We start from the raw sequence: 24,413 nt of genomic DNA on the forward strand, positions 1-24,413 counted from the left end.
TGCTTATCATGGATTTTGAGAAAAGGCAAGATATAAAGATTGTTGGCGATAATACTTCTGCAGGCGGCTTATTTAATCATGTTTCGGTAGTAGGAAATGGGATTTTTAATAGCTCTGTTGACTGTGCATACATCAAAACTACCGGGGATTGTACAATAAATGGAGACTTAAAAACTGCTTCCGGGGTAGTTGCAGGAAGTATAGCTATAAAAGGCAGTTTATCTGCTGGTATATTTAAAGTTGCAGGTAACATGACAGTAGATGATAATACATCTATTAAAAATTTAATAACGCACGGCAACATGACTATTAATGGAAATATTTCATCTGAAAAAATAGATGCAAATGGTTATTTTACAGTAGAAGGAAATTGCAATTCTGATGTTTTTAAATCAAATAGCATTGTCCTGAAATTAAATGGACTATTGAACGCTGATGACATAGACATCTATATCTATGGCAATAATTTTGTCAAAGAAATTGGCGGAGAGAAAATTATGATAAAAAGGGGTTCTGAATCAATATTTAAGAGGCTTAAGCTTATCAAATCGATGATTTATGATGTGTGCAAAGGCAACCTTACAACAGATGTCATTGAAGGTGATGAAATATACCTGGAGTATACGACGGCGAAAGCTGTGAGAGGTAAAAATGTCACAATTGGTAGAGGGTGCAATATAGAGCTTGTAGAATATGTGGATAACTTTAATCAACACAATGATTCTTTTATAAGAGAAAGCAAGAAGATAATATTATAGCCAAACACAGGTGTCCTGCGTCTGGCTTTATTTTTTTACTGTATATCTATTTTCCTGCCCTTTGGCTTATCTGGATGCAATTTTGGCATTACGATGGTCAATATGCCGTTTTCAAATTTTGCAGTCGTCCTTTCTGAGTCTACTTCAGCGGGAAGTCCTATTCTTCTTTCAAATGAACCATAATACCTTTCATTTAAATAATAGCTTTGGTTTTTTCTTTCGGTTTCTTTTGATGTCTGTCCTTTTATCTCAAGTACATCATCGTGGACGCTTATTTCTATATCTTTTTTGTCAACGCCGGGCAATTCGGCTGTTGCTGTAATTTCAGTTTCAGATTCCATAATATCTATTCTGGGACGTGCAAATATATTTGAAAGAGCAGGTAAGTTAAAATCAAAATTAAAATCCGGCCACATGTCGTTGCCGCGCCATTTTATCAAGCTCATAAATGACACCTCCAAAAATTTTTACAAAAATATTTTGCGAAAAATAGGTTTTTTTATTCTTACATTTTTAGTATATGTATGGTAAAATCTATTGTAGACACGATGAAAAGGAGTTTTGGTATGAGGCCGTCTGAAAAAGATGCTAATAAGATCTACTTGTTAATATTAGTTCTGTTTGTTTTTGTAGGCTCATACGTTCAAAGGAAATCATTGTACGTGGGGCTTATCATAACAGAGTTTGGTATTGTTTTGCTGCCTGTGGTTCTTTTTTTGATTTATAAAAAGTACGACATAAGATACGTATTAAGGTTAAATAAACTTAACTTAAATCATGTGTTTTTAATAATAGCTATAATGATATGCGGTATGTTTGTATCCAGTTTTTTTAGCATCTTGACAAATTACATACTAAGTAAATTTGGGAAAATACCTATACCGCCTATAAATGCTGCCAGCGATGTTGGAGGATTGATAAAACAGATATTGATAATTTCAGGTACTGCAGCTTTATGTGAGGAGATACTTACGAGAGGGCTTATTTTGAGAAGTTATGAGATGAGAGGCTCTATAAAGGCTGTCGTCATATCAGGTATAATGTTTGCAGCATTGCATCTTAATGTGCAGAATTTTTTAAGTGTAGTCTTTTTAGGGTGCTTATTGGGTTTTCTCGTTCAAAGGACTGATTCAATTTACGCTTCAATGTTAGGACATTTTACAAACAATACTATGGTACTGATATTGCAATATGCGTCAAATAAAGTTTCAAGTGCGGCAGGGCTTAAGCCTGGAACCATGGTAAAAATGAATATTCCATTTTTATCTGTAGTGGTGTATGGATTCATCGCTATAGCGGCAGGTACGATTCTTTACATGCTTCTTGAAAAACTCGTGAAAACTACAGATCCATACATTATTCACAGCACTACAACTTTAAAAGATGATCTTAAGATATTGCTTCAATGGCCTCTTTTTTTGTCTTTATTTATCTTTTTAGCCATGATAGGTTTGGAACTATTGGGAATATCGGGATCTCAGTATTACGGAAGAATTGTCAAGTTCATCTATTGAGGCTTTTGCGAGTTGACAACAATTCTAAATTGATATAAAATATAGGTAACTGCAATCGGTTTCACTAAGGTGGTGTTAAAATGAATGTAACAATAAAAGATGTTGCACAAAGAGCACATGTTGCACCTTCGACTGTGTCAAGGGTTATTGCGGATAATCCAAGGATAAGCAAAGAGACGAAGGAAAGAGTTTTTAAAGCGATGGAAGAGTTGGGATATTACCCCAATGCTATTGCGAGAAGTTTAGCCAGCAAGATGACTTATACTATAGGTCTTATAATGCCACGTTCTGCAGAAGATGCGTTTTCCAATCCTTTCTTTCCTGAAGTCATGAGAGGCATAAGCGTCGTCGCCCATAACGAAAAGTACGATTTGCTTATATCGACATCAGGCAATGAAGAGGAAGAAAAACAGGCTGTCATAGATATGGTAAAAGGAAGAAGAGTTGATGGCATCGTGCTTCTTTGTTCAAGGACTACAGATGAGCTAATACCTTGGCTTAGGGAAGAGAAGTTTCCTTTTACTGTAATAGGAAAGCCTTTAGATTCTAAGGGTGTATGCTGGGTAGATAACGACAATATTGGAGCATCAAGGCTTGCTACCAATTACCTTATAAAACATGGTCACAGAGAGATAGCATTTATAAGTGGTTCGCTGGAATTCGTAGTAAGTTTAGACAGACTTGATGGATATAAATTAGCATTAGAGGAGAATAATATTCCGTTTGACAAAGAATTGGTTGCTCAAGATGAATTTTCAGAAGATGGCGGTTACAATGCCATGATGAGGATTTTGAAGCAAAAGAAGCCTACTGCAGTTGTTGTGACAGACGATATAATGTCATTTGGCGTCATAAGGGCAGCTATAGATTATGGATTGAAGGTGCCACAAGACGTATCACTTATCGGGTTTAACAATATTCCTCTTTCTGCTTATGCAAATCCGCCTCTTACAACGATAGACATTTCTACTTTTGATTTAGGTGTGAAATCTGCAGAGCTGTTGCTTAAAAACATTAAAAATAAAGACTTTGTTGCAGATCACATAATTGTACCAGTAAAATTGATCGAAAGAAAGTCATGCATAAAAAGATAAATAGGCTAAATGCCTATTTATTTTTATGCGCCTATTGCCGCTTTTTTGTTGAAGTTTAAAAGCATGTTTCCTATTTCGTAAACATCGCCTGCGCCAATTGTTATTACAAGATCGCCATTTTTTATAGTGCCTTTGAGATAGTCTACTATGTCAGAGAATTCCTTTATGTAGTATACTTCGTTTCCTCTATCTTTTATAAGGTTGGCCAGATCTTCTGCCCGTACGATTCCTGTATCCTTTTCCCTCGCAGCATATATATCTGTTATTATCGTAATATCGGCATCATCAAAAGAGGCAGCGAAGTCATTCAAAAGCGAATAAGTCCTCGTATATGTGTGAGGCTGAAATACGCATATTATTCTATTGTGAGGGTAATTTAATGCGGAAGATAACGTAGCTTTGATTTCTGTTGGGTGGTGGGCATAGTCGTCGATTATTACTGCTCCATCTATTGTACCTTTAAATTCAAATCTTCTGTGGGTGCCTTTAAACTTTTTTATGATATCTGGAGTCTTTTTTATGTCTACACCTAAAAGGTGACACACTGACAGTGTTGCCAATGCGTTTAATATGTTGTGCTTTCCTACAATGGACAGCTCAAAACGTTCTACAAATGTACCATTGTGGTACACATCAAATGAAGGAAATCCTTTTTCATCAAATTTTATATTTTTAGCATTCCATGTACAGTTGCTGTCAAGTCCAAACGTGATGATATTGCGGTTTACATTTTTAAGCACGCTCATTGTATTAGGATCATCGCCACATGCCACTACAAATCCATCATTTGGGACGAGGTTTGCAAACTGCGTGAATGACTGCTTTATGTTGTCGATGTTTTTAAAGTAATCAAGGTGGTCTGAATCAACATTTAAAATGACCGCAATGTACGGATAGAACTTTAAAAAACTGTCTGTGTATTCACACGCTTCTGTTATGAAGTATTCTGAATTGCCTACTCTTACATTTCCGCCGATTATGTCGACTTCACCGCCAACTAAGACCGTTGGATCGTAATTCATCTCTTCCAGCAAAACGGATATAAGCGAAGTTGTCGTGGTTTTGCCATGGCTTCCAGCGACTCCGACGCCGTACGTGTATTTTTTCATTATTTCACCTAAAAGCGTTGCCCTATCTATTGTAGGTATGTTAAGCTCTCTCGCTCTTATCATTTCAGGATTGTCTTCTTTTACGGCTGCTGTGTATACGACTAAGTCTGCTCCATCTACATTTGAAGCGCTATGGGGGATATTAATTATTGCACCTTCATTTCTTAATTTTTTTATTATATGAGAATCCTTTATGTCTGACCCTGTTACAATGTGTCCAGAATTTAGCATTATATGTGCAAGGCCGCTCATGCTTATGCCACCAATTCCTATGAAATGAACTCTTTTAAAATTTTCGATGTCTATTATCATTAATATAGCACCTCTTTCAAATTTTGTTATTATTATTGCCAAAAAACGGTCTCTTTATGAAGATAAAATACTATACAAAAAGATTATATCACATATTGCAAATTAATGAACTTTAAAATATAATGTTAATTAAAAGTTTGTCTTTGGAGGTTTTTCGATGAATTCATACAAAAGGTACGAGAGGATCAGTGTCATACTTAAGATATTGACCGAAAACCCCAATAAATTGTATAACTTGAATTATTTTATGGACTTATTTAATGTGGCAAAGTCCACTGCATCAGAAGACATGGATATATTACAAGGTATCTTAGAAAAGTTCGGCTTAGGCAAGATAAAGACTGTTGCAGGGGCTGGCGGTGGTATAAAGTACATTCCTATAAATAATATAGATAATTATCGCGAATTTATGATAGATATATGCAATAAGCTTCAAGATCCAAAAAGGATTATTCCAGGAGGTTTTTTGTACACTGCCGACATTATTTATTCTCCACAGTACGCCAGTAAGATAGGCGAAATTCTATCGTATCCATTTCAAGATAAAGATGTCGATGCTGTTGTCACAGTTGAGACAAAAGGGATACCTATTGCTATCATGTGCGCTAAAGCATTAAACGTTCCATTGGTGATTATAAGGCAGGACAATAGAGTAACTGAAGGTTCATCTGTTTCGATAAACTACGTTTCAGGTTCTCAAAAGCAGATAAAAGCTATGTCTCTTTCAAGGAGATCTTTAGAGAGGAATTCAAAAGTGGTTTTGATAGATGACTTCATGAAGGCGGGCGGCACTATAAAGGGCATGATTGAGCTTATGAATGAGTTTGATGCAGAAGTGATAGGCGCTGGTGTCATGATATCTACAAAAGAGCCTGAGAATAAGGTTGTGAAAAACTATTTTTCCATATTTACACTTGTAGACATGAATGAAGAGAAAGAAACTGTGAAGATGGAGATAAGCGATTGGTTAAAATAATGTATAATATGCATAATAATGGAAATAATAGTGTGGTGGCATAAAATGAATTTTTTTATCAAAATTTTTCTAAATTTTAATTTTTTATGGAGGAAATTTTGATTTAATGGCGAATAATATTAAGGTAAGAAATTTTATTTAATTTTTCTTATGTTTAAAAGTCATAAATTATTGGCTTATATTGCAGGAAGGTGGTGAGCTTATGGAAATTACAGACGTTAGGGTGAGAAAAATAAACGAGGAAGGCAAAATGAGAGCTGTGGTTTCTGTAACCTTCGATAATGAATTTGTTGTTCATGATATAAAGGTTATTGAGGGACAGAATGGTTTGTTTATAGCTATGCCTAGCCGCAAGACACCCGAAGGAGAGTTTAAAGATATTGCACATCCAATAAATTCAGAGACAAGAGCAAAGATTCAATCTGCTATACTTAGCGAATACGAAAAAGCTAAAGAGCAGGACAAGCCGCAAGGACAGGAATAAAAAGGAGGTTTCTCCTTTTTATTTTTTTGTTGAACTTTGTCAAATTTATAGTTAAAATAGTATAGGAGTAAAGAGTTAAAATATTAAGAATGTATTAGAAGGTGTCGCGATGGATAATTTTGTTACGCTAATACTTGCTGCAGGACTTGGAAAGAGGATGAAATCAAAGCATCCAAAAGTGATTCACAAAGTCTGTGGAAGGCCTATGGTTGAGTGGGTTGTAAGGAGTGCCAAAGAAGCTGGTTCACAGGATGTAGTCGTGGTTTTAGGACACGGTGCTAATGAGGTAAAGAATGTATTGGGTGACAGTGTTAAATATGCGTATCAAGAAAAGCAGCTTGGTACTGGACATGCTGTCATGGTTTCGAAGGATTTATTGCCTGATACAGGCAACGTAATGATCTTGACTGGTGATACACCGCTTATAACGTCTGAGACATTGAAGAAATTCTATGACTTCCATTTAAGAGAGCAAAATTCTATCACAATATTATCTTCTTTTTTTGACGTTCCAGATGGGTATGGAAGAATTGTACGGGATTCAAATGGTAATGTTTTAAAAATTGTTGAGGACAAAGATGCCAATGATGTGGAAAAAGGTATCCATGAGATAAATTCCGGAATGTACATTTTTAATTCTGACTATTTAAGGAAATCGCTTCAACATATAGGCAACAACAATGCACAAGGGGAATATTATCTGACGGATGCCATAGAGATAGTGATAAGATTAGGTGGAAAAGTTGGAGCATATCAAGCTTCAAGTGAGGAGATAATGGGAGTCAATACAAGAGTACAGCTAAAAGATGCCGAAAAGGTCATGAGAAAAAGGATAAATGAAAGGTTTATGTTAGACGGAGTTACCATAATCGACCCTGATAGCACTTACATCGGGCCTGATGTCGTGATAGGAATGGACACGATTATATATCCTGGTACTATAATAGAAGGCAAGACTACGATTGGAGAAGACTGTGAAATAGGACCCAATTCATACATCATCGATTCGGAAATAGGAAATGGCTGCAAAATAGTTTTTTCTATGATCACTGAATCAAAACTTCACAACAATATAAAATTAGGACCGTTTGCTCAGATAAGGCCTGAAAGCGTAATACACGACAATGCTAAGCTTGGCAATTTCATAGAGATAAAGAAATCAGTCATAGGTGAAGGAACAAAAGTGCCTCATTTGACTTATATAGGCGATGCAGAAGTCGGGAAACGCGTAAACATGGGCTGTGGTTCTATAGTAGTCAATTACGATGGCAAAAACAAGCACAAGACCATCATAGGTGACGATGTTTTTGTTGGATGCAATGTAAATTTGGTATCGCCTCTTAAAGTCAACGATAATGCTTTTATAGCTGCAGGCTCCACCATAACAGATGAAGTGCCGGAGGGAGCATTGGCGATAGCAAGATGTCGCCAGACTAACAAAGAAGGATGGGTAGAAGAAAGAAGAAAAAAAGGAGGACTATAGGAGTGGTAAGACACGGAGGAGCAATAAAGATTTTTAGTGGCAACTCAAACCCTGAATTGGCGAGAGAGATTGCCGAAAACTTAGGGCTTACATTAGGTGATTCAGAAGTTGGTACATTTAGCGATGGTGAGATAAGCGTAAGGATCAAAGAAAGCATAAGAGGTGCAAATGTATTTGTCGTTCAATCCACGTGTTCACCAGTAAATGATAATTTGATGGAACTTCTCATAATGATAGATGCGTTTAAAAGGGCATCTGCTGGCGAGATAACTGCTGTCATACCTTATTACGGTTATGCCAGACAAGACAGGAAGTCTAAACCAAGAGATCCGATAACGGCTAAATTGGTAGCTGACCTTATTACAGTTGCAGGTGCCGACAGAGTTCTCACAATGGATCTCCACGCGGCACAGATTCAAGGATATTTCAATATACCAGTTGATCATCTTCTTGGCGGTCCAATACTGGCGAAATATTTCATGGAAAAGGATTTGGGCGGAGACGTGGTGGTTGTATCGCCAGATCACGGAAGTGTAGTAAGAGCAAGGAATTTTGCGGAAAAACTTAATGCGCCTATAGCCATAATAGATAAGAGAAGGCCAAAAGCTAATGTAGCAGAGATAATGAACCTTATAGGTGATGTAAGAGGGAAAATAGCCATATTGGTAGATGACCTTATTGATACAGCAGGGACGCTGCAACAAGGAGCGCAAGCACTTATTGACAACGGTGCAAAAGAGGTATATGCATGTGCTACACACGGTGTTTTGTCAGGTCCTGCGATAGAAAGGTTGATGGATTCTCCAATAAAAGAATTAGTCATAACAGATACTATTCCGCTTCCTGAAGAGAAGAAGATAAGCAAGATAAAGGTAAGGACTGTAGCTCCATTGTTGGCCGAAGCCATAATGCGAATATATGAAGGTATGTCTGTAAGCAAATTGTTTGTATAGGCACTGAGGTGCCTTTTTTTGTATGCACAATCCATCATTGCGGTTTTTAAATCAATTATGTATAATAGTCTTAAAAAGAGGGGTGTTTATATGGGCGAAAACAAAAAAATATATATAGTTGACGATGATAGAAATATATGTGAAATAATTTCACTTTATCTTGAAAAAGAAGGTTTTGCAACAGTAAAGATCAGTGACGGGATTACAGCATTGAACAAAATAAAAGAGGAACTCCCCTTGCTTATAATACTTGATTTGATGCTTCCCGGCATTGATGGAATGACATTGTGCAAAGAGGTGAGGAAATTCACAAATGTGCCTATTATAATGCTTACAGCCAAAGGAGATACATTTGACAAGGTATTGGGGCTGGAGATAGGCGCCGATGATTACATCGTAAAGCCTTTTGATGGGAAAGAATTGGTTGCTCGTGTTAAAGCTGTGTTGAGAAGGTATGAACATGAGGAAAATGACAGCGACAGTGTCACATATCCTGATCTTTCTATAAGCTTAAGCGAGTACAAGGTGAAATACAAAGGCGAAAATGTTGACCTTACGCCGAAAGAATTGGAGCTTTTTTACTTCTTGTGTACTCATCCAAATAAAGTGTTTACGAGAGATCAATTGTTAGAAAACGTATGGGGATACGAGTACATGGGGGACAGCCGAACTGTCGATGTGCACATAAAACGTTTGAGAGAGAAAATAGGGGATGGTCCAAACTGGAAATTAACTACTGTATGGGGTGTGGGATATAAATTCGAGGTGAAATGATTTGAGCAGAAATAGGCTCTTTAGAAGGCTGCTTTTTACAAATATTGCAATAATACTGCTTACAATGTCGATACTTTCCGTCCTTTTTTACATCATGTTTGAAAATTACTATTTTCGCGATAAAGAAAAGATAATGGTAGAAGAAGGAAAGCAGATAAATACCGTGTTGAACGATTACCTCATAGGAGATATAGATATCGACAGACTCAATCAGGATCTGAATGTCATTGACCGGCTTATAAACGCATCGATATGGGTTGTAAGTACAGATGGACGGATATATATACAGTCTAAGAATTTTGAAAAAAATTGGACAGGTGTCACATTAAGCAAAGATGACATCAAAAGCATTTTAAAAGGTGAGACAATTGTAAGAAGGGGATATTTTGGCGGCAGGTTTACGCAGCCTGTTTTGACTGTTGGATTTCCGCTTGTACTGGCTGGGAAGATTCAAGGTGCCATATTCATGCATGCTCCTATAGTAGAGATGCAGAAAACCTTGATGGACATATTTTTTATAATGCTTTTAGCCATAGCCATATCCATAATAATAGCATTTATACTTATTTCTTATACATCAAAGAGAATCTCTAATCCTTTAAAAGAGATGAGCATTGCAACAGAAAAAATGGCAAAAGGTGATTTTTCAACAAAGATAAACGTTGTAGATGACGATGAAATAGGAGATTTGGCTAAGTCTTTCAATATAATGTCAAGCGAATTGGGCAGGATGGATAATGCAAGGAAAGAGTTTGTGGCTAATGTTTCACATGAGCTTCGCTCGCCTTTGTCAACGATCCAAGGTTATATAGATGGCGTAGTGGATGGGACTATACCTGCGGAGAAATCCAAATTTTATTTGGAGATAGCTCAAAAAGAGACGAGACGAATGTCTCGATTAATATCTGAACTTTTAGATATAACGAAAATGGAATCAGGGGCTTTTCCGTTAAACATATCGGAATTTGATATAAACGAGCTTATAAGGCTGACCATAATAAAGATGGAAGCAAGGATAAGCGATAAAGATCTCATGGTTAAGGTGGACTTTGAAAGCGACAAAGAAATTGTAGAGGCAGATAAAGACAAAATAGAACAAGTGCTTACTAATCTAATAGATAATGCAATTAAATTTTCAAATCCCGGTGGTTATATACACGTATCTACAGAGAAGGTGAAAGAAAAAGTTCATGTAAGAGTCCAAAATAAAGGCAAGACGATACCACCTGATGAAATTGACCATATATGGGACAGGTTTTACAAAGTTGACAAGGCCAGAAGCGGTAGTCCCGGTGTCGGATTAGGGCTTTATATTGTGAGAAGCATCATAAATCTTCATAATGAGGATATATGGGCTACCAGTAGCGATGCAGACGGTACTACATTTACTTTTACACTTAAGTCAAAAAAAGTTAAGCAGTAAAATAAAATTTTTACAATTTGTTCATACTTTATTCATAAATTAAGGTTATAATAATAATCGAGAGAGAGAAAAGCCTCTCCTTGACCTCCCTTATTATAGCAGCTCGAGCCACCCCTCGGGCTGCATTTATTTTACCCATCGACATGAAATTATTAAAAATAATTTACAATATGTTCACAGTTTATTAAAAATTCTAATTTATAATGTAATCATGAGAGATGATAAGGAGGATGATGAATATGGATTTTGAAAATGAACAAAACAAAAATATAGGCGAAAATGAAATAGATAATTTCAAGGCTGACGATGCCTTAGGTTCTGATGACATAAAAGGCGAAAATATAGATGACACTCAGGAAATTCCAGCAACATATAGCGCCGCGGAAAGCGGAACCTATACGACACCAAGGGTAGAATTTAGAAGCAACAAAAAAAGCTTAGGCAAGATGGTTAAAAGATTCAGAAGAAGGATGCTTGTTTCATTTGTATCTGTTGCATTGATTGCAGCACTTATCGGTGGTGGAACTGTCGCAGGAATCATGAAATACACTAATTTAGGGCAACAGACACAGGTTATAAATAGGTACTTGCCACTTTCATCATCAGACAATAGCAATTTTAACTTGATTGCCAATATAGCTAAAATTGTAAGTCCTTCTGTTGTTGGAATAGATACAAGCGTATCATACTCCAATGGATTTGGAAGTGCACTGGTGCCTGAAGGCAGTGGTTCTGGAATAATCATCGATTCACAAGGCTATATTGTAACAAACAACCATGTTGTGGATGGTGCTTCTAAGATAACAGTAAATTTATCTGATGGTAGAAAGTTCCCTGCCCAACTTATAGGAAAGGATTCAAAGACTGACTTGGCAGTATTGAAGATAAATGCTACGAATTTGGTTCCGGCAAAATTAGGTGATTCATCAAAACTTGAAGTGGGAGATCTGGCAGTTGCTATAGGAAATCCTCTCGGTGAAAGCTTTGCAGGTACGGTTACAGCAGGTATAATAAGTGGTCTTAACAGAAATCTTCAAAGCGATTATGGCCCGGTTAACCTCATTCAGACAGATGCAGCTATAAATCCTGGAAACAGTGGTGGACCTTTAGTAAATAGCAATGGTGAAGTTGTCGGGATAACAAGTGTAAAGTTAACATCTACAGGTGGTTCGAATACTCAAGATCCATTTGGAATGTTCCAGAGTCAAGGCACGCCTGTTGAAGGAATGGGATTTGCGATTCCGATAAATGAAGCAAAACCTATAATAGATGACTTGATAAAACACGGATATGTAGAAAGACCAATGATGGGTGTAAGCGTACAGGAAGTAACACAACAAGATGCAGCGCAGTACAATATACCAGTTGGACTTTATATAGCGCAAGTACAGCAAGGAAGCGGTGCTGATGAAGCTGGACTTCAACCAGGTGATGTGATAACAGCAGTAGATGGCACAAAAGTACAGACTTTTGATGCACTGCAAAGCATAATAGCTAAGCATAAAGTTGGTGACACGATTACTGTTACATTCTGGAGAAATGGCAGGACAATGAGTACAAAAGTAAAGCTTATGAGCAGTTCAAATGCACAATAAAATGTAAATAACGCTAAATAGTTCTTTACCAGTCTCCTCCCGCTGGTAAGGAACTTTTTTTATTGTTAAACTTAAACTTTTTTTCACAGTTTTTTGTGATATAATAAAAAATAGCATGACTGGAGGGGTTATGATGTACATTGTTGTAGGACTTGGAAATCCCGGAAAAGAGTATGAAAAGACGAGGCACAATGTAGGTTTTGAAGTGATAGATAGTCTTTCTAAAAAGTTAGACATAGCTGTAAATAAAATAAAATTCAAATCATTAATTGGTGAAGGTATTTATAAAGGAGAAAAAATAGTGCTGCAGAAGCCTCAGACATTTATGAATTCCAGTGGTGAAGCTGTTTACGATATAGTTGATTTTTACAAATTACCACTTTCTAATTTGATTGTGGTATACGATGATAAAGACCTTGATGTGGGTAAAATAAGAGTGAGAAAGAAAGGCAGTGCAGGTGGGCATAATGGAATGAAATCGATTATATATATATTAAATAGCGAGGACTTTCCAAGAGTGCGATTAGGCATAGGAAAGCCTAAAGGCGACATGATACAGCATGTTTTGGGTAAATTTGAGGGAAGGGATATGGATATAGTTGCAAATTCTATCGATAATGCCGCAAATGCCGTCTTGGATATAATAGAGAATGGAGTTGAACATGCCATGAATTTGTACAATGGCAACAATATATGTTTATCGTAGGTGGCTTTATAAGTGCCATTTTAGCGTACTTTTTGAATAAACTTGTTGTAGATATGTACGGTGACAAAGCTATAATATACGGCGTGCCACTTATTGAGGAATCGTCTAAAACTGTCATGGGATACATCTTTGGCAGTGTCATTGGTGCTCATTTCGTATTTGGGGTTGTGGAAGCCTTTAAGGATTTTGTTGCATCACCAAAAGAAATAAATTTTAAGGCATCAGTTTTAAGCATTGTCACACACCTTGTTTTTGGAGTTGTTGCTTTTTACGTTTTAAGACAGGTAAATATATATGCAGCTATTTTTATGACAGCCGTCATTCATGGGTGCTGGAATTGGATTATGTTGAGGTGATTGCATTGTTTATAAAGCCTATAGAAAATTTGAGAGAGGTTGGAGAAATAAATGAGGCTCTCACAGATGAGAGGTTACCGCTTTTAATATATGGATTAACTGATTCTCAAAAAGCACACATTGCTCACTACATTGTAAAGAAATTAAATAAGAAGGTGCTTTTCATAACATACAACGATGTGGAAGCTAAATTGATGCATGAAGATTTAAGTTCGCTGTTAAATGGCGATGCATATTTGATTCCATCAAGAGATGCGCTTTTTTACAAAGTGGATGCGTCCAGTTTAGACATCACAGGCAAAAAACTTGCTGCTATTAGGAGAATCATTGATGATAAGCCTTATGCATTTGTTGCTTCAATAGATGGAGTGCTAAACAAAGTTGCGCCTAAAGACGTGTTTTTAAAGTATAAAAGGAATTACAAGATTGGCGATAAGGTGGACTTAAATGAGATTTCATCATTTTTTGTCACCATGGGATATGAAAGAGTCCCTATGGTGGAGGGGAAAGGGCAGTTTAGCATACGTGGCGGTATAATTGACTTTTTTTCTCCCATGGAAGAAGAAGGTTTTAGGATAGAGCTTTTTGACGATGAAATTGACTCTATAAGAAGCTTTGATACATTCACGCAAAGGTCTTTGGACAATGTAGACGAAGTTGAGTTGTTTCCTGCCAGAGAGTTTATTTTGGAAGATGAGAATATCAAAAAGGGGCTTTCCAATTTAAGCAGTAAGGTGAATTCGTACATCTCTAAAATAAAAGAGACTCAAAGCGGCAGAGCAGAAAAGATCAAGAAGAAATTTGATGAGATAATGGAGAATATTTCTGAAACCAGGAATATAACAAATATAGGGGAATTGATAGGCTTCTTTTACGATAATCTTTATTCCATCGTTGATTATTTTGATGATGCTTTTATAATAGTCGATGAAAATATGAGAGTGAAAGAAAGGGCCTCAAATATTCTTAAAGAGTTTAATGAGAATTTTAAGTCGTTGCTTTTGTCTGGTGAAGTCATACCTGAGCAGTCAAATCTTTTGTTTGGTTATGATGACATCCTTAGGAAGCTTTCGGGTAAGTCGCTGATTTTAATGAACACAATTGTAAAGTCTGATGAAAATATACAGGCAAAAGAAATCGTTAATTTTGTATCAAGAACGATGCACCCTTTTCACGGCAAATTGGATCTTTTGGCAGATGACCTTAAGTTTTACAGAAGTTCTGGTTACAAGGTTGTCATGCTTTCCAGCAATTTAGAGAGAGGAAAATTATTGAGAAATTCCCTTATAGGATATGGATTAGAGGTTCCTATCATTGAAGACGAAGAGTACGACATACCAGAAGGCGGTGTGTTAATATATCCAGGTACAATCAGCAAAGGGTTTGAGTACGTAGATGCTAAATTTGCTTTAATAAGCGATGTTGAGATTTTTGGCCAATCAAGGAGACCTAAAAGATCCGTTAAAGTTAAAAGTGATGGAAGGATTAAGAATTTTACAGAGCTTACTGTTGGTTCATACGTGGTCCATGTAAATTATGGCATAGGCAAATATGAAGGAATAGAGAAAATAACTGTCGACGGTGTCACGAAAGATTACCTTAAGATAAAATACGCTGGCGATGATAAGCTGTTTGTGCCTGTTGAACAGTTGGATTTGGTGCAAAAATACATTGGACCAGAGGACAAACCGCCAAAGTTAAATAAGTTAGGCAGCAGTGATTGGTCTAAGCTTAAGAAAAGGGCCAAAAAAGCTGTTGAAGATATAGCGAAGGATTTGATTAAGCTTTATGCGAAAAGGCAGACAATGAAAGGATATGCTTTTTCTAAGGATACACCGTGGCAGAAAGACTTCGAAGAAAAGTTTCCGTATGAAGAGACAGAAGATCAGCTTAGGTGCATAGAAGAAATAAAGAAAGATATGGAAAGCGATAAACCTATGGACAGATTGCTTTGCGGTGATGTAGGATACGGTAAGACAGAAGTAGCACTTAGAGCTGCGTTTAAAGCTGTTGCAGATGGGAAGCAGGTGGCTTTTTTATGTCCCACGACGATATTAGCCGAACAGCACTACAATAATTTTGTACAAAGGTTTAAAGATTTTCCAGTCAAGATTGAGATGCTTTCTCGTTTTAGAAGCAACAAGGAACAATCGCAAATAATTAAAATGGTAGCTGATGGTACCGTAGACATTCTGGTGGGGACACACAAGATTTTGCAAAACGATGTGAAGTTTAAAGACCTTGGACTTTTAATCATAGATGAAGAGCAGAGATTTGGTGTAAAACATAAGGAGAAGATTAAAAAACTTAAGGAAAACATCGATGTATTATCTCTTTCTGCGACACCTATTCCAAGGACACTTCACATGTCCCTTATCGGTATAAGAGACATGAGCGTATTGGAGAATCCTCCAGAAGATAGGTATCCAGTTCAGACATATGTGGTAGAATTTAATGAAGACCTCATAAGAGATGCAATTTTGAGGGAATTAGGGCGTGGAGGACAAGTTTACTTTGTCTACAACAGAATTGATGGCATTGAAAGAATTGCTTCGATTTTAAAAGAGTTAGTGCCTGAAGCTCGTATTGCTGTTGCACATGGTCAGATGGATGAAGGAAAACTGGAAGATATCATGATAGGATTCTTAAACAGGGAATATGACATATTAGTGTGTACTACAATAATTGAAACGGGCTTGGACATACCAAATGTAAATACCATAATAGTGTATGATTCGGATAAGATGGGGCTTTCGCAATTGTATCAATTAAGAGGAAGAGTTGGAAGGTCTAATAGATTAGCTTATGCGTATTTTACTTACAGGAAAGATAAAGTTATTTCAGAAGTGGCAGAAAAGAGGCTTGAGGCAATAAAGGAATTTACGGAGTTTGGCTCAGGGTTTAAAATCGCCATGAGAGATTTAGAGATAAGAGGTGCTGGAAATCTTTTGGGAGCTGAGCAACATGGGCATATAGATGCTGTAGGGTATGACATGTACCTGAGGCTTCTCGATGAGGCAATCAAAAACTTAAAAGGGGTATCTGAAGAAGACAAGCCCAATACAGCAATCGACATTAAAGTTAGCGCTTATATAGATAAAGAGTATATTGAAGATGAAAATCAAAGGCTTGAGATTTATAAAAAGATTTCTTCTATCGAAAACGAAAAAGACGTTGAAGATATAAAGGACGAGCTTATTGACAGGTTTAAAGAGTATCCGAAAGCCGTAGAAGCTCTTATAGATGTGGCTTATTTAAAAGCGCTGGCAAGAGATGCAAACATATTGGAGATTACTGAAAGAGGAAATTCCGTAATCTTGAAGTTTAAGGACAATAAGTCTATAAATTCAAGCATAGTTGATGCTTTAGTTAATGAATTTAAAGGTAAAATAATGTTTTCAGGTCAAATTCCGCCATACATCACCTATAAATATGGCAAAAAGGAAGACTTATTGAAGGAATTGATCGATTTGGTCAGCAAGATTAAATGTTTGCAGATAAATTAAAACTGATATATAATGAGTATATAAATAGTAATGTGAAAGGATGAATGCATTGAAGCTTAAAAGATTAGGAGCATTTTTAGCATTGACGTTGGTCCTTACTACACTGACTTCTTGCGGTGTAAACAAAAACATTGTTGCGAAAGTTGATGGTCAAGACATAACGTTAAAAGAATATCAGGATTCATTTAATCAGGTTAAGGCGCAGATAGAAAGCGATCCACAGTACACTAAAGATATCTGGAATCAAAACTACAATGAGCAAAAGTTTATTGACGTAGTTGAGAATTCTGTATTGGACAATCTGATTCTGGAGAAGCTTTTACTGAAAGAAGCTGAAAAAGAGAAGTTTACAGCGAAAGACAAAGAAATAACCGATGAATACAGTGCGGAAAAAGCCACAAACAGCAAAGTCACCAAAGAGATGGCGAAAGACAATGTCCTTATAAATAAGCTTGTAGATAGCTGGACGAAAAATGTAAAAGTTACTGACAGTGAAGCTTTAAAATACTATAACGACAATAAAAGTCAGTTTGAGGTTGTTAAAGCCAGCCATATATTGGTTTCTGACGAGAAAACTGCCAATGAAATATACGATAAGCTTATGAAGGGCGCTAACTTTGCGGATCTTGCAAAACAATATTCGATAGATACTTCCACAAAGGACAATGGCGGTGAACTTGGAGAGTTTACAAGAGGCACAATGGTAAAAGAATTTGAAGATGCTGCATTTGCTCTAAAGCCGGGAGAAATATCGAAGCCGGTTAAGACACAGTATGGATATCACATAATAAAATCAGAAGCAAAGTACACAAAGTCTTTTGATGAAGCAAAAAGCAGCATAATATCCTACTTGGAAAACAACAAAAAGCAAGACATATTTAATCAGAAATCAGAAGCTTTAAAGAAAGCAGCTAAGATTGAGAAATTTCCTCAGAATATAAAAGTAACAATATAAAAGACACTTAAAGAAGTGTCTTTTTTATGTATAAAATTATGGAAATGCATAAATACTAATCTTGAACTTAAAATTTCAGGAAATGGAGGTACATAATTTGAAAGCGACTGGAATTGTTAGAAGAATAGATGACCTTGGAAGAGTTGTAATTCCAAAGGAAATAAGAAGAACATTGAGGATTAGAGAAGGTGATCCGTTAGAGATTTTCACTGACAGAGAAGGTGAAATAATATTAAAGAAGTACTCTCCTATAAGTGAACTTGGAGACTTTGCACAAGAATATGCAGACAGCATATATCAATCAACAAAACAACCTGTTTGCATAACAGATGGTGACAATGTCATTGCTGTTGCAGGGATGCCTAAAAAAGAATTGATTGACAAACCGATAAGTCCAGAGTTAGAAAAGTACATGGAGGAAAAGAGGACTGTTATACTTGGCGAAGGCAAAGATAAAGGCACTATTGCAATAGCAGAAGGACAGGAATTTATGCCAGTATCACAGGTTATAGTTCCGATTATTTCACGAGGTGATACGATTGGAACTGTAATAATCTTTACGAGAGAAAGCGGCGTTGTTCTTACTGATGTTGAGGCTAAAATAGCTGAAACTGCTGCTACATTCTTAGGAAAACAAATGGAAGAATAATATATAACAAGTATATAGAACCCTGCATATTATAGTATATGAAAATGACTATAATGTTGTGGGGGGATCTTTATGCCTTTTAAAGTCAATGACATAGTAGTGAGGAAATCACACGGTTTTGATTTGCTGTTTAAAGTTATAGATGTCATAGAAAATAGAGGAACGAGACATTATCTGTTACACGGACTAAATATGCGCATTATTGCTGATGCACCTGAAGATGATCTTATGCCGGCTTCATTGACCAGGATTAACGAATACGATGAACCATATCAGAAAAAAGCAAATTATCTAATTAAAAAGATTGCTCAATCAAAAGATTTTAGAAAATCAAATGTGATGCGATCAAACCGAAGTGAGCCGTACGGCAAACCTGGCACGGTTCTCCATATAGATGGCGATGAAGGATATCTAAATATTTGCTTAGATGCATACAAGAAGGCAAATATAATAGCTTATGGAGAAATAGTAGATGAAAAAGAGCAGCCTGATAAAGTGGTGGCTTTACTAAATAAATACAAACCGGATATATTGGTACTGACAGGACATGATGGCGTGAAAAACACCAGAAACTATTCAGATCTAAACAACTATAGAAACTCAAAGTATTTTGTAGAAGCTGTAAAAAAAGCCAGAAGCTATGAGCCATCGTTGGATGATTTGGTGATTTTTGCAGGTGCTTGCCAGTCTAATTACGAAGCGTTAATATCATCAGGAGCAAATTATGCAAGTTCACCTGAAAGAGTGCTGATACACTGTCTTGATCCTGTTTTGGTGTGTGAAAAAGTAGCTTACGCTCATATAAATGAGATAGTAAAAATTGAAGAACTTATTCAGGATACCATCACAGGTTCGGCAGGGATTGGCGGATTGCAGACGATGGGAAAGTTTAGATATGGCGTTCCAAAGGCTAAATTTTAGCGAGTCAACTGACTCGCTATTAATTTTTCTCGGTATATATCGGATATTTCTCTATTTAGCGCATTTATTTGTGTTTTTAAGCATGTATTGATTTGTTGACAAACTACTTTTTCACTGGTATAATAATATATTTTATTTGACAGGAGATGAAAAATGTGTTATAATATTTTCAGAATTTTGTAAGGAGTGATAAAATTGGCCGATAGATTAGCCCTACATGAGATTAAAAAGAAGCTGGATGACCATGTTGGCTCCAGAGTCCGGCTAAAAACTAACGGTGGTAGAAAGAAGACAATAATCCGTGAAGGATTTTTAGAAAAAACATATCCCAGTATTTTTATTATTGTCATAGATGGACATGGAACAACCCGCAGGGTCTCATATAGTTATTCTGACATTTTGACAGATACAGTTGAGCTTACACTTATGAAAGGTGAAAAGGAAATACGATGCATGTAACAAAAAACCGATTGTCGTCGGTTTTTTGTTTTTAGCATATTTTGTGACCTCCTTTTATATTATTATATTAGATAAATATAGCTTCTATATTTGATCATATATTTAATATGAGGAGGTAAAAAAATGTTACAAGGTGCATTGACAAACCCCATAAGCTATGACAGATTTGTAGGAGGGGAAGATAGTCAGGCGCTTATAGAAAGCGACGTAATAGTACCGGAAGACATGCCTGATGCTATAAATGTTATTGCAGTATTAGGAGAATCTGTAATAAATGATGTTGTTGAAAGCGACGGCAAGATTCAAGTTGATGGGCAGCTTAAGCTGAACATAATATACGTAGCTGACAAAGACAAAAAACTCGCTAAAATTAACAAGTCGGTGGATTTTACGCATTTTTTAGAGATTGACGGTGTTGATTCAAAGTGCAAATCAATTGTCAACTGCCGGGTAGAACATGTAGATTTTTCTCTTATCAATAGCCGAAAAATGAATGTAAAGGCAATAGTTAGCGTATACGGAAGGGCATTTGCAAAAGAAAAGAAAGAAGCCATAGTGGGAATACAAGGCGATGAAGGGGTAGAATATTTGAAAAAGACCATCAAATTGGCAAATATCGTAGGTCAAAACAGCGCAGAGACTTTCTTGAAAGAGCAAATTAAAATTTCTGACGGTGAACCTAATGTTTCTAAGGTATTGAAAGTTGACATGGTTATAAAGCCTGATGAGCCTAAAATAACAGATAATCGCGTCATAATACAGGGCAGCGTCCATGTCTATATAGTGTACGAAGGCGATTCGAAAGATGAGTACGGCTATGAAGAATGTGACCTAAACTATGCTAATTTTATAGACGTGCCTGGTGCATTAAGCTATATGAATGCCAATACTTATGAAAGAATAATTGAGAAAAACATAGAGATATTGCCTGATGAAAGCGGAGATAACAGGATGATCGACATAGAATTGGTTTTAAAGACTGATACTATTGTGACAGAGAAAGATGAAACTGAAATTCCAGTAGACATATACGGCATCAACAGAAACGTTGAGCCTGTAATCGAGAAAATAGAAGCCATAAGTCAGCAAGGGCGCTTTAAATCACAAGCCATATTTAAAGAAAATGTGGAGTTTAAAAACAATATCCGTAGAATAATTGATGTTGTTGCATATCCTGTCCTTTCAGACTATGCTTTAAAAGACGGAAAAGCCATCTTAGAGGGTGTGATTGATTATAATATCATATATATAGGCGATAATGGAAATCCGATGTCATATAAAGATGAAGCACAGTTTAAGACGTTTTTAGATGTACCGATGGATGACGGAGATCTTTTTGTTGATCTAAAAGTAACGCATATTACCTATGACATTATGGCAATGAAAGAGGCAGAACTTAAATTTGTAGTCGATGCGACTGTAGATGCCTTTAAAATTAGCAAGTACGATGTGCTTATAGATGCAAAAGAAGCTGAAGATGTAAGAAGCGAAGAAAATAGGCACAGCATTACGATATACATGGTTCAAAAAGACGATGAGCTTTGGGACATAGCTAAAAGGTACAGGACTTCTAAAGAAGAAATAATTAAAGTAAATGAATTAAAAGATGAGAGGATTTTGGCTGGCTCAAAGCTTATAATACCTAATAAAATATGAGGCTTAAGCTAAAGTTGGAATTTATGATTTATTCCAACTTTATTTTATTTCATGGAGAAAATTTATTTGTCGATTTAAACATATGTAGAAGGATTTTCGTGTATAATGTATAATATATAATATAGCGTAAATTTTTTGTGGAAGTGAACTGGTTATGGATAAATTAAAGGCGAAATCGTACGCAAAAATAAATTTGGCACTTGATGTCAAAGGGAAAAGAGATGATGGATACCACTTTGTTGAGATGGTTTTGCAATCGATAGATTTATATGATAAATTAGAATTTGAGATGTGTGATGACATATTTCTCGAATGCGATAGGAAGGATATACCTACAGATAGATCTAATTTAATCATAAAAGCAGCAGATTTATTAAAAAGGGAATTTGGTGGATACGGTGTTCACATTAGGCTTGAAAAAAACATACCAATTGCTGCAGGACTTGCTGGTGGCAGCTCAAATGCCGCGGCAACTTTAGTCGCTCTAAACAAACTTTGGAATCTCAATATAAAGTTGTCTGTCTTAAAAGATTTGGCCGTTTCTTTAGGGGCTGACGTTCCTTTTTGCATAGATGGTGGTACTAAAGTGGCTTCTGGTATAGGCGACGTGCTTCAAGACTTACATACGCCCAATTTGAAATTGCTAATAGTAAAGCCTCATATATCTGTATCGACAAAGGATGTATATACTGAATATGATAATCTTTCTTTCATAGAAAATAATTATACTAAAAATATGGTTGATGCTATAAACTCAGGAAGTATCATGAATATATGTATGAGTCTAGGAAATGACTTGGAGCGGATAACCATCAAAAAATATCCTATTATAGGCGATATAAAAAAGACGATGGTTGAAAGAGGTGCATTAGGTACTCTTATGAGTGGCAGTGGACCAACGGTATTCGGTGTTTTTGATGATAGCGCAAAATTAGGGGTTGCTTATGATTCTTTTGTGGCTGATGGATTTTATGCATATATTTCTAATACTATTGATAAGGGGATAGAACTTTATGAATAACTATTTGCCATTAGAAAATTACAAACCGCTTAGAGATATCGTATTTGATTACATGAAAAATGCTATTATAACAGGCGAATTTAAGCCAGGAGAAAGGCTTATGGAGGTACAGTTGGCGGAGAAACTGGGAGTTAGCAGGACTCCTGTAAGGGAAGCCATAAGAAAGCTGGAGTTGGACGGGCTTGTCGTCATGGTGCCTAGAAAAGGTGCATATGTGTCAGATCTTAGTACGAAGGATCTGCTCAATGCGTTTGAAGTCAGGCAGTCTTTAGAAGGACTTGCAGCATCACTTGCTGCTGAAAGGATAACAGACGATGAACTAAAAAAGCTAAAAGAAATATTGGACAAATTTTATGAGGGGATACAAGAAAACGACGTAGAAAAGTTGATTAAATACGATCAGGAATTTCACGATTTGATATTTAATGCTTCAAGAAATGAAAAACTGGTGCAAATAATGAACAATCTTCAGGAGCATGTTCATAGGTTTAGAGTAAGGTATATAAGCGATTTTAAAAAATCAAAGAAGCTGTATCAGGAGCACAAGAAGATACTGGAGTCATTGGAGATGCGTAGTTCTGACAATGCTCAAAAGTGGGCGGAGAAACACATACAGAATTTTCAAAATGATTTAGTGAAAGATATGAAGCATTTTAGCAATGGAGAGTGAATGAATTATGAATGCTTTAATACTGGCTGGGAGCACTGGCGATGAGAAGCTTCCGGAAAAGGCTCTTATTAAGATAAAGGATAGGTACATGATATCGTACGTCATTGATGCATTAAGAGGTTCTGGGAAAGTAGATAAGATTGCTGTAGTAGGCGACAGGGAGAAGCTCCAATGTATAGATGGCATAGATATATTGATAGATCAAGGAAATTCCATAATAGAAAATGTCGTCAAGGGAATCGAACCTTTTAAAAATGATAGGCGTGTATTGATATTGACGTGCGATATTCCTATGCTTACAAAAGAAGCAGTAATAGATTTTGTAGAGCAGTCTGAAGCCTTGAATGCGGATTTGTGTTATCCAATAGTTAAAAGAGAGGACAACGAGAGGAAATTTCCAGATGCAAAGAGGACCTACGCTAAAATCAAAGAAGGTACTTTCACCGGTGGAAATATATTTTATATAAATCCTCAAATTGTCGATGCCTGCATTGAAGCGGCAAAACAATTTATAGCGTTTAGAAAAAAACCGTGGAAGTTAGGACAGTTGCTGGGCTTTAGGATTCTCATATTGTTCGCTTTTGGGCGTGTAACTATAAGCCAGCTTGAGAGAAAGGTGTCAGAGCTTTTCAATATTAACGCAAAAGCCGTAATATCTAAATACCCTGAGATAGGCAATGATGTAGATAAGGACGAAGACGTGGAAATGGCAAATAAGTATATAGCTTAATATATATGCATGAGAATAGGCGAAGGCCTATTTTTTTTGTATATATTTTTTTTATTGTGAAATACTTAAAAAAGGTGATGTGGATATGATGAATGTATTTCTTTTTTTGAAACAAGTTTTTAACGTGTATCTGGTTACCGTACTTTTCATAACAGGTTTTTATGAATCGGTGTTTGAGCCTAAAGATTTGAAGAAAAAAGGTCTTGATAAAGATTCAAAAATCTGCAGAAATATAGGCATAGCGTATCTTTTAATTGATGCTGTTATGTACATAATCATTAAATTTTCACCGATTTGATGAGAAAGGGG

The 24,413-nt window shown here is 36.3% G+C and carries 23 protein-coding genes and 1 pseudogene; 22 read left to right on the forward strand and 2 right to left on the reverse strand.

Translation table 11 applies throughout. The features are described from left to right. Positions 1 to 8: 8 nt before the first annotated feature. Entirely contained in the window at positions 9 to 758 is a 750-nt protein-coding gene (locus THEXY_RS00755; RefSeq protein ID WP_013786960.1) for a hypothetical protein, read from the forward strand. A gap of 35 nt (positions 759 to 793) precedes the next feature. Here the strand turns inward: THEXY_RS00755 and THEXY_RS00760 are convergent, their stop codons facing one another. Continuing rightward, a complete protein-coding gene (locus THEXY_RS00760; protein ID WP_013786961.1) occupies positions 794 to 1,204 on the reverse strand; it encodes an Hsp20/alpha crystallin family protein in 411 nt (136 codons plus the stop codon). A 120-nt stretch (positions 1,205 to 1,324) separates the two neighbouring features. Between THEXY_RS00760 and THEXY_RS00765 the strand changes: the two genes are divergently transcribed. Together THEXY_RS00765 and THEXY_RS00770 are read left to right on the forward strand one after the other, a co-directional pair. Then, positions 1,325 to 2,272, forward strand: a complete 948-nt coding sequence (locus tag THEXY_RS00765) for a CPBP family intramembrane glutamic endopeptidase (RefSeq protein ID WP_013786962.1) — start codon at positions 1,325 to 1,327, stop codon at positions 2,270 to 2,272. An 80-nt stretch (positions 2,273 to 2,352) separates the two neighbouring features. Further along, positions 2,353 to 3,366 (forward strand): LacI family DNA-binding transcriptional regulator, encoded by a 1,014-nt coding sequence (locus THEXY_RS00770; protein ID WP_013786963.1) that lies wholly within the window; start codon positions 2,353 to 2,355, stop codon positions 3,364 to 3,366. A gap of 23 nt (positions 3,367 to 3,389) precedes the next feature. Here the strand turns inward: THEXY_RS00770 and murC are convergent, their stop codons facing one another. Further along, complete coding sequence (murC, locus tag THEXY_RS00775; protein WP_013786964.1) at positions 3,390 to 4,787, reverse strand: UDP-N-acetylmuramate--L-alanine ligase; 1,398 nt, start codon at positions 4,785 to 4,787, stop codon at positions 3,390 to 3,392. Positions 4,788 to 4,944: 157 nt separating this feature from the next. On the opposite strand from murC, the pseudogene purR reads away from it, so the two are divergent. The 19 genes and pseudogenes from purR to THEXY_RS00870 all read left to right on the forward strand — a co-directional run bounded on the left by purR (position 4,945) and on the right by THEXY_RS00870 (position 24,402). Continuing rightward, positions 4,945 to 5,807 (forward strand): annotated as a pseudogene (gene purR, locus THEXY_RS00780) (pur operon repressor). Positions 5,808 to 5,965: 158 nt separating this feature from the next. Beyond that, positions 5,966 to 6,247: a septation regulator SpoVG gene (gene spoVG / locus THEXY_RS00785; protein WP_013786966.1), complete on the forward strand. Its 282-nt coding sequence runs from the start codon at positions 5,966 to 5,968 to the stop codon at positions 6,245 to 6,247. Between the two features lie 109 nt (positions 6,248 to 6,356). After that, entirely contained in the window at positions 6,357 to 7,730 is a 1,374-nt protein-coding gene (gene glmU / locus THEXY_RS00790; RefSeq protein ID WP_013786967.1) for a bifunctional UDP-N-acetylglucosamine diphosphorylase/glucosamine-1-phosphate N-acetyltransferase GlmU, read from the forward strand. Further along, positions 7,694 to 8,683 (forward strand): ribose-phosphate diphosphokinase, encoded by a 990-nt coding sequence (locus THEXY_RS00795; protein WP_284700607.1) that lies wholly within the window; start codon positions 7,694 to 7,696, stop codon positions 8,681 to 8,683. The genes glmU and THEXY_RS00795 overlap by 37 nt, the downstream gene beginning before the upstream one ends. Before the next feature lie 90 nt (positions 8,684 to 8,773). Continuing rightward, complete coding sequence (locus tag THEXY_RS00800; RefSeq protein ID WP_013786969.1) at positions 8,774 to 9,457, forward strand: response regulator transcription factor; 684 nt, start codon at positions 8,774 to 8,776, stop codon at positions 9,455 to 9,457. 1 nt (position 9,458) lies between these two features. Next, the gene (locus tag THEXY_RS00805; protein WP_013786970.1) at positions 9,459 to 10,880 is read left to right on the forward strand and encodes a sensor histidine kinase; all 1,422 of its coding nucleotides are present in this window, start codon (positions 9,459 to 9,461) and stop codon (positions 10,878 to 10,880) included. 239 nt (positions 10,881 to 11,119) lie between these two features. Next, positions 11,120 to 12,475 carry a S1C family serine protease gene (locus tag THEXY_RS00810; RefSeq protein WP_013786971.1) on the forward strand — a complete coding sequence of 452 codons (1,356 nt, stop codon included), beginning with the start codon at positions 11,120 to 11,122 and terminating at the stop codon, positions 12,473 to 12,475. Positions 12,476 to 12,608: 133 nt separating this feature from the next. Beyond that, positions 12,609 to 13,181 (forward strand): aminoacyl-tRNA hydrolase, encoded by a 573-nt coding sequence (pth, locus tag THEXY_RS00815; RefSeq protein ID WP_013786972.1) that lies wholly within the window; start codon positions 12,609 to 12,611, stop codon positions 13,179 to 13,181. Further along, complete coding sequence (locus THEXY_RS00820) at positions 13,169 to 13,537, forward strand: hypothetical protein (RefSeq protein WP_013786973.1); 369 nt, start codon at positions 13,169 to 13,171, stop codon at positions 13,535 to 13,537. The genes pth and THEXY_RS00820 overlap by 13 nt, the downstream gene beginning before the upstream one ends. Before the next feature lie 5 nt (positions 13,538 to 13,542). Further along, complete coding sequence (gene mfd / locus THEXY_RS00825; RefSeq protein WP_013786974.1) at positions 13,543 to 17,043, forward strand: transcription-repair coupling factor; 3,501 nt, start codon at positions 13,543 to 13,545, stop codon at positions 17,041 to 17,043. Between the two features lie 40 nt (positions 17,044 to 17,083). Then, positions 17,084 to 17,998 carry a peptidylprolyl isomerase gene (locus THEXY_RS00830; protein ID WP_041592042.1) on the forward strand — a complete coding sequence of 305 codons (915 nt, stop codon included), beginning with the start codon at positions 17,084 to 17,086 and terminating at the stop codon, positions 17,996 to 17,998. A gap of 97 nt (positions 17,999 to 18,095) precedes the next feature. Continuing rightward, entirely contained in the window at positions 18,096 to 18,647 is a 552-nt protein-coding gene (spoVT, locus tag THEXY_RS00835) for a stage V sporulation protein T (protein ID WP_013786976.1), read from the forward strand. Between the two features lie 72 nt (positions 18,648 to 18,719). Continuing rightward, the gene (yabG, locus tag THEXY_RS00840) at positions 18,720 to 19,568 is read left to right on the forward strand and encodes a sporulation peptidase YabG (RefSeq protein WP_013786977.1); all 849 of its coding nucleotides are present in this window, start codon (positions 18,720 to 18,722) and stop codon (positions 19,566 to 19,568) included. 195 nt (positions 19,569 to 19,763) lie between these two features. Next, entirely contained in the window at positions 19,764 to 20,027 is a 264-nt protein-coding gene (locus tag THEXY_RS00845) for a Veg family protein (protein WP_013786978.1), read from the forward strand. A gap of 123 nt (positions 20,028 to 20,150) precedes the next feature. Next, on the forward strand, positions 20,151 to 21,683 hold the full coding sequence (locus tag THEXY_RS00850; protein WP_013786979.1) for a DUF3794 and LysM peptidoglycan-binding domain-containing protein: 1,533 nt from the start codon (positions 20,151 to 20,153) through the stop codon (positions 21,681 to 21,683). 154 nt (positions 21,684 to 21,837) lie between these two features. Further along, positions 21,838 to 22,704 carry a 4-(cytidine 5'-diphospho)-2-C-methyl-D-erythritol kinase gene (ispE, locus tag THEXY_RS00855; protein ID WP_013786980.1) on the forward strand — a complete coding sequence of 289 codons (867 nt, stop codon included), beginning with the start codon at positions 21,838 to 21,840 and terminating at the stop codon, positions 22,702 to 22,704. After that, positions 22,697 to 23,374 (forward strand): GntR family transcriptional regulator, encoded by a 678-nt coding sequence (locus THEXY_RS00860; protein WP_013786981.1) that lies wholly within the window; start codon positions 22,697 to 22,699, stop codon positions 23,372 to 23,374. Before ispE ends, THEXY_RS00860 begins: the two co-directional genes overlap by 8 nt. Before the next feature lie 7 nt (positions 23,375 to 23,381). Beyond that, positions 23,382 to 24,104: a nucleotidyltransferase family protein gene (locus tag THEXY_RS00865; RefSeq protein ID WP_013786982.1), complete on the forward strand. Its 723-nt coding sequence runs from the start codon at positions 23,382 to 23,384 to the stop codon at positions 24,102 to 24,104. An 85-nt stretch (positions 24,105 to 24,189) separates the two neighbouring features. Next, entirely contained in the window at positions 24,190 to 24,402 is a 213-nt protein-coding gene (locus THEXY_RS00870) for a CLC_0170 family protein (protein WP_013786983.1), read from the forward strand. Positions 24,403 to 24,413 lie beyond the last annotated feature (11 nt).

Source organism: Thermoanaerobacterium xylanolyticum LX-11, from assembly GCF_000189775.2.
Lineage (GTDB): Bacteria > Bacillota > Thermoanaerobacteria > Thermoanaerobacterales > Thermoanaerobacteraceae > Thermoanaerobacterium > Thermoanaerobacterium thermosulfurigenes.